Source organism: Chelatococcus reniformis (assembly GCF_014640075.1).
In the GTDB taxonomy this organism is placed as follows: domain Bacteria; phylum Pseudomonadota; class Alphaproteobacteria; order Rhizobiales; family Beijerinckiaceae; genus Camelimonas; species Camelimonas reniformis.
In genome coordinates this window covers 627,719-633,960 of sequence record NZ_BMGG01000004.1, presented here as the reverse complement: position 1 = coordinate 633,960, position 6,242 = coordinate 627,719, and the positions used below count along the sequence as shown (strand labels likewise).

General features: G+C 66.0%; 5 protein-coding genes. 4 read left to right on the top strand and 1 reads right to left on the bottom strand.

From position 1 onward, the window contains the following. A partial coding sequence (locus IEW34_RS13835) for a UDP binding domain-containing protein (RefSeq protein WP_280516286.1) occupies positions 1–272 on the top strand: 272 nt, incomplete at its 5' end. A 74-nt stretch (positions 273–346) separates the two neighbouring features. Here the strand turns inward: IEW34_RS13835 and IEW34_RS13830 are convergent. Next, on the bottom strand, positions 347–1,561 hold the full coding sequence (locus IEW34_RS13830; protein WP_188609753.1) for an acyltransferase family protein: 1,215 nt from the start codon (positions 1,559–1,561) through the stop codon (positions 347–349). Positions 1,562–1,958: 397 nt separating this feature from the next. Between IEW34_RS13830 and IEW34_RS13825 the strand changes: the two genes are divergently transcribed. From IEW34_RS13825 to IEW34_RS13815, 3 genes are read left to right on the top strand one after another with little or no spacing between them, the layout of a single operon-like run. Further along, entirely contained in the window at positions 1,959–3,485 is a 1,527-nt protein-coding gene (locus IEW34_RS13825) for an FkbM family methyltransferase (protein WP_210324498.1), read from the top strand. 14 nt (positions 3,486–3,499) lie between these two features. Then, positions 3,500–5,149: a glycosyltransferase family protein gene (locus IEW34_RS13820; RefSeq protein WP_188609751.1), complete on the top strand. Its 1,650-nt coding sequence runs from the start codon at positions 3,500–3,502 to the stop codon at positions 5,147–5,149. After that, a complete protein-coding gene (locus IEW34_RS13815; protein WP_188609750.1) occupies positions 5,142–6,146 on the top strand; it encodes a hypothetical protein in 1,005 nt (334 codons plus the stop codon). Before IEW34_RS13820 ends, IEW34_RS13815 begins: the two co-directional genes overlap by 8 nt. Positions 6,147–6,242: the final 96 nt, after the last annotated feature.

The window sequence follows — 6,242 nt, the reverse complement described above, 5'->3', positions numbered from 1 at the left end:
GGATGGAGCAGGCGCAGCACCTCCTGGAGGCGGTGACCTACGCGGAGGACCCGTACAGCTGCGCCACCGGCGCCGACGCGCTGGTCATCGTCACCGAATGGGATCCCTTCCGCGCCCTCGACCTGGCCGAGCTCAAGCGGGTGATGAAGGCGCCGGTGATCGTCGACCTGCGCAACATCTACCCGTCCGACGAGATCGCCGAGGCCGGCCTCATCTATCGCGGCATCGGGCGGCCACACGCACCGTCCGCACCGGCCCCGGACAAGGCCTGACGGTTCCGCCGATTACGTGGAGCCGCCGCGGACATCCCGAGCCGACGGCGCGCCGATAGCGACGGCTTGCCGGCTCACTTCGGTACGGCGTGGGCGTAGCGCCGGAGAATGGGGCGCTCGAAATAGTGCCAGGAGACGGCGGCCAGCACGAACGTCATCGCGAGCACGACGGGCAACGCCAGTTGCGGCGTCATCCCCGGCACCCGATGCAGCGAGAGAATCACGAGCAGGTGCCAGAGGTAGATGCCGTACGAAATGGTGCCCAGATACCGCACCGGCGCGGTGAGCAGCAGCAGAATGCGACTTCGGATGGTGATCGTCGCCAATACGCAGGCCGCCGCCCCGACTCCAATGAGCGTGCGGAACAGCACCACCATCTTCCAGGATGTCCAATAGGCCGGCGCCATCCAGAACACGGTCAATATAGCCCACACGACGAGCCCTGCCATCGCCACCACGATCCAGGCGTAGGGTGCAATGGCCGCCAACAGCCGCTGCCCCCGCGGGGCAACCACGATGCGAGCCAACAGCAGCCCGAACGTGAATTCATCGAGCATGCCGGGCAGTTGCGTCACGGCCATGAAGAGTGCATCGACCCCGACTGGATCGTTTGCCGGAATATGGGCGAACGCGACACTGCGCCAGATCCAGGTTATGCTCAACCCGAGCGCGAGGATGAGCCACGGCTTGGCTCGACGCAGCCAAACAACCCCGATGAAGATCAAAAGATAGAATTGCATCTCTACGCCGAGCGTCCAGTTGACGTTGTTGATGGCGCGGTGATGCTCCGGGATCAGGTTGTGTACGAAGAGGGCATGGCTGACGATCTGCGCCCAGAATCCATTGGAAAACATAATGGCGGGCGTGATGAACGCGACGAAAAAAAGACACGTCAGGTAGTGCAGCGGCACGATGCGGGCGAGCCGGTGGCGAACGAACTCGGCACGGGCTTGCCGGGGCCCCCGGCGATCGAGCCGCCTGAACGCCGACAGGCCGATGACGAAGCCCGAGATCACGAAAAAGAGATCGACGCCCATCCAGCCGATGCGGAACCAAAGCAGAAACCCTGTAACGGGGTAGCTCTTCCATTCGAAGAATTCGATGACATGATAGACGACCACGGAAATGGCCGCGAAGGCCCGCAACACATCGATGAGGGGAAACGCAAAGACCCTATCGCTGTCCTTGACCTCAGGTGCGGAGATCAAGCTGGCGAGCCGGGCATTGGCAAGCTGAACGAATTCGGCCGCACGCCCGACCAGCATGTCCGGAACGAACAAGTAAGCCATAAGGGTCCCCCAGCCCAACGACCGCTTTTATCTTGCGCAAGCTGAATTTCAAATGCGCCGCAGAATAGGCGCCCTTGATACGACAGCCCGCCGAGCCCGCCGGATCGCGAGGCAGACCGACCGCCATGGGCCGCATCGAGCGGCGTCCGGGACCCGGTGCCGCAGCGCGGAATTCAGGTACAGCAACCCGGGCGGCGCAGCAACTGAGGTCCGCTGCGTAACCGCCCGCACGGACGGTGGCGATCGACCCGTCGCGGCGATGGCATATTCCGCTGCGACGGGGCCCTGACGGTTTCGTTCACGATGATGCCGACGACCTCGGCCGCCTCTCGACGCGCCCCCAGGAAACCTGATATCTCGCGCCATCCTGAGACACCGAGTGCCGAGGCTCATTTCGTTGCCGTTTGTCGAGACCCGTTACGGCCTCCTGAGTGTGCCGGACATCGAAGAGGATGTTGTAGGCCGCTTCCTGGCGCGCTACGGCGAATGGGCTTGGGATGAGGTGGTGTTTACCGCGTCGGTCCTGCCGGAGAGCGCCCGTGTCCTCGATCTCGGCGCGTTCGTCGGCACCTTCGGGCTCGGCCTCGACAAGCTGCGCCCGCTTGGCGCCCTCACCTTCGTAGAAGCCAACCCGCAGGCCTTCGCCCACCTCAGCGCCAACGCCGAGACACTTGCCCGCGCGCCGACAGTTTCGATTTCGGCTCTGGTCGCCGCCGGCGGGACGGCCGCAGCGCCTGGGCGTAGCAGCGTTCCCGGCAACTTCGGGGCGACTTCGTTCGCCGCAGCAGCGGCGGGCGAGATCGTGTCCGCACCCCCCGAGCGCGTGCTCACGCTGGCGGAGCTCCGCACCGGTCACGGTCCGTTTGACCTGGTCAAGCTGGACCTCGAGGGCATGGAGAGTGAGGTTCTGGCCTCCGATGCCGCCGAGCTGTCCAAAGGAAGGACGACACTTTGGCTCGAATGCAACGAGAACCAGGTGTCGCTCGACGTGGCAGCGATGCTTCTCGATTGGGGGCTCGACCTCTATTACTTCGCGTTCCCCTCCTACAATCCCAACAACCTGCGCAACGACCCCGACCCGATCTATCCCTTTGCCTATGAGGCGGGGCTGCTGGCGGCGCCCAAAGTGCCACCCAAGCTCGAGGCCTCGCTGATCGAGCACGCGTGCATGCTGACGCGCATCGCGACAATCGCCGAGCTCGAGGAGGCCCTTTGGCGCACGCCCCGCTGGGGCATGCGCGAGTGGCTCGGCGCCAAGACGAGTCCTGAGTTCGTCGCCTTGGCCGGCCGCTCCTGGCTCGGCCAGGATCGCCATAGCTTTCTCGACGGGTGGGCCAGCGCCGCGGAGCAGACGTTGGACCGCGAGGACGCCGCCCCCGCGGCCGCTGGTTTGCGGTTGTCCGCCGTATTGGCCGAGCTGGAGGCGGAGCGGAGCAGAGTGGCCGTCGACGCCTTCGGGATCGATGAGAGCCGGCGCCGCATCGAGCAGGCCGCGGCTGCCGCAGCCAAGGCACAGGACAGGTTCCTGGAGGCGCTCCAGGAGGTCGGCACGGAGCGATCGCTCCGGCGCCGTGCAGAGCGAACGCTCGAGGAGGCCGAGCGGCGCGGGGAGGCCTTATCGAAGGCCCTGAAGGCCGCGGAGGCCCAGGAAGCCGGCCTGAGGAAGGCGTTGGCGGCAGCCGATGAACGTCAGGCAGGCCTATCCGCGGCTGCGCAGGTGCGCGAGGCCAGCGCCGCGGCGGCGCTCGCGGCAGCGGAGGAGCGCCTGGCGGCCGAGCTGCGGGCCGCGCAAGCGCAGGTCGAGCTGCTTCGCCGGAGCGCCAGCTGGCGGTTGACCGCGCCATTGCGGGTGCCGTTTCCGGCGCGCCAGCGGCTGAGGCGGCTGCTCGGGAGCGCAGCCCGTTCGCTGCTGCGTCGCCCTTGAGAAAGTTGAACACGGTGTCCGACAGACCGAGTGATCATGAGCTCATCGAGCTGGCGCTGATCGCGCCCTATTTCGATGCCACGTACTATCTGGCGCGCAACCCGGACGTCGAGACGGCCGGCATGGATGCGGCCTTGCACTACTTGCGCTACGGATGGCGTGAGGGACGCAATCCCAGTCCGCGCTTCGACGCGGAGCTCTACCTGCGGCTGTCGCCCGACGTGGCGGCAGCTGACGTCAACCCCTTGGTGCATTACGCCACGGTCGGTCGACAGGAGGGGCGCCCGCTGCGCCGCCGCTGGCATTCCTATCGCCAGACACTCGAGGCCGCATCCCCCCCACATGAGCGGGCCGCAGCGATGGCGGAGGAGGTTCGCCGCCATCCTGACATGGACGAAGGCGAGCTCATCGCCGCACTGCGGGCCGAGAGCGCTGCTGCACTCGTGGTCGCCACCAGCCATGATGACTATGCCGAGAACATCGGCGGCGTGCAGAAACTCATCGGCGAGGAGCAAGCGGCTTTCGAGAGCCACGGCTGGAGCTATCTCCACCTCTGCCCGGTTCGCCATCGGGTCACGCTGGCGCCACCAAGTTCTGCCGACGCTTTCGTTTTCCGAGCCCGTCTGTCCGGCCGAGCGCTCGGCACCGTCGACGCCCGCGCGGTAACCGGCGCGCTGGCGCGGTTCGCCGCCGATGGCTGCACGGTCGACTTCGTGGTGCACCATCTCATGGGTCACGCACCGGAAGTCCTGACCCAGCTGTTCACCGCGGTGCCGGACGCGACGCCGACATTCTGGCTGCACGATTCCTTCGGCATCTGTCCCAATTTCAACCTGACGCGAAACGACGTGAGCTATTGCGGTGCCCCACCGTCCGACTCGATGGCCTGTCGCCTCTGCGTCTACGGTCGCGCCAGAATCGAGCATCTGCGGCGCGTCGACGCCTTTCTGCTGGCAACCAGACCGCGCCTGCTTGCCCCGTCGGAGAGCGCCCTCGCCCGCTGGCTCGACAAACGCCCCCTGCCGCACGCAGGAACGCGGGTCGTCGAACTGGCCCGGCTTTGTCAGGCGCCCGAGCCGTTCACGCCGTCCACCGCCCAGCCGCTCAAGGTCGCGCACCTCGGCGCGCGCATCGCCAGCAAGGGCTGGAATCAGTTCGACGAACTCGCCAGGCGGCTGATGGCTGACGCACGCTACGAATTCTATCAACTGGGCTATTTTGACGGCTCCGAGCCACATCCCGCCATCCACCACGTGTCCGTGAGCGCCGGCATGGCAGCCCCGGATCGGATGGTGACAACGATGGCCGAGCTGGGCATCGACGTGGTCGTCAGCTGGTCTCAGGCTCCGGAGACGTTCTGTTTCACCGTCCATGAGGCGCTCGCGGCCGGCGCCTTCGTCGTTGCCAAGTACGACGCCGGCAATATCTGGCCGGCAGTCCAGCGCAACGCGCCCGGCCAGGGCTTTGCCTGCACCGACTGGTCCGACCTCCTGGAGCTGTTCGCCTCCGGGTCGCTGCTGGCTCTGGCAGCTGCGCCGCGGCGGCGCGGCATCCTGCTCGACGGCGAGAATACCGCCCACGATCTCATCCCCCGGCGCATGCGGGCGGGCAAGGCTCGCCTGGCCTCCGCCAGCGCCGTGACGGCCGAGGACGCCCATGCCTAAGGTGCATTGCTACACCAGCGCGTCCTTCTCGTACCTCGACCGCGCCCGGGTCCTAGCGACGACGCTGAAGGCCTTCCACCCCGACTGGGAGTTCACTTTGTGCCTGTGCGACCAGGAGCCCCGCGGGTGGATGTTCGACGTGGGGCAGGAGCCGTTCGACCGCGTTGTGCGGATCAGCGAGCTGGCACTTCCGGACCCGACGCGCTTCCTGTTTGATCACGACGTCGTCGAGCTCTGCACCGCGGTGAAGGCGCCGATGCTCGAACGCATGCTCGCCGAGGGCGCCGAGAAGGTCGTCTATCTCGACCCCGACATCGCCGTCTTCAGTGAACTGACGCCGCTCGTCGAGCTTCTGGACGAACAGGATATCGTCCTCACGCCCCATCTGTTGGTGCCGGAAACCGAGCGCGGCGCCATCCTCGACAACGAGGTCGGATCGCTAAAGCACGGCATCTACAACCTGGGCTTCATCGCCGTGGCGAACCGCCCGTCGGGACGGCGCTTCGCCGCCTGGTGGGGCGACCGGTTGCGCCACCATTGCTTTGACGACATTCCCAACGGACTCTTCACCGATCAGCGCTGGTGCGATCATGTGCCGGCGTTTTTCGAGGGCGTCCATATTCTCCGCGACCCCGGCTACAATGCCGCAAGTTGGAACCTCAGCCAGCGGCCGATCACGATCGGCACCGACGGTGTCATCCGGGCCGACGGATCACAGCTGCGCTTCTTCCACTTCACCAAGGTCAACTGGGCCGGCGAGCTGATGCTCGAGCGCTACGCCCGCGATCACATCGACGTGTTCGAGCTGCTGACCTGGTATCGGGCCCGCCTCGCCGAATGCCGGGCCGAGGACCTGCCCGCAAATTATTGGGCGTTCGCCCAGTACAGCAACGGCGCGCCCATCGAAGCCGCGCACCGGGACCAGTATCGGGTCGACCTCGCTCTGCGCGAGCAGCACGCCGACCCGTTCGTTGCGGGACCCGGCATCTTCGCCTAGAGCGTTTTAGAGCGAAGTGGACGCCGGTTCGCGTGAAAGAAAAGGAGATAAATCAAACAGATAAAGCATTTCGATGATTCGAAGAAACGCGGAATG